The 507-nt window shown below is 35.1% G+C and carries 1 protein-coding gene; it reads right to left on the bottom strand.

The annotated features are described in order from the left end of the window. Nucleotides 1-507 (bottom strand): flagellin N-terminal helical domain-containing protein (locus AVBRAN12637_RS09720; protein ID WP_442862240.1); only part of this gene is annotated, 507 nt, incomplete at both ends.

Genomic DNA, 507 nt, shown 5'->3' with positions numbered 1-507 from the left:
ACATTATGCCCAGTCTCAAACCTAGTTAAACCAATCTTATCACTTGTAGTTGCCCCAATACTAGCCTTAACTGTCTCATTAGAATATGCACCAATTTGAAATTCTTTGTTTGAAAACGTTCCACTTAGAAGCTTTTGACCATTGAATGATGTAGTATTACCAATATTGTCTAATTCTTCCATAAGTCTAGAAATATCAGCTTGAAGTGAGCGTCTTGTTTCAGTTGTTTGACCATCTTGAGCTGATTGAATAGCTTTATTCTTAATTGTATCAAGTATTTTTATTTGCTCATCCATAGCCTTATCAGCTGTCTGAATTATACCAATAGCATCATTAGCATTCATAATAGCTTGACCAAGGCTACTTGCTTGAGATCTTAAGCTATCAGCAATTGCCATACCTGAAGCATCATCAGCAGCAGAGTTAATTCTAAAACCTGAGTTTAACTTATTTAAAGAACTGTCAATTGATCTATTGTTCATAGATGCGTTTGCATGAGCGCTTAGC

The organism is Campylobacter sp. RM12637 (assembly GCF_020137645.1).
Classification (GTDB): domain Bacteria; phylum Campylobacterota; class Campylobacteria; order Campylobacterales; family Campylobacteraceae; genus Campylobacter_E.
Note: the sequence above shows the minus strand (reverse complement) of the source record. Positions and strands in the feature narration are given on the sequence as shown.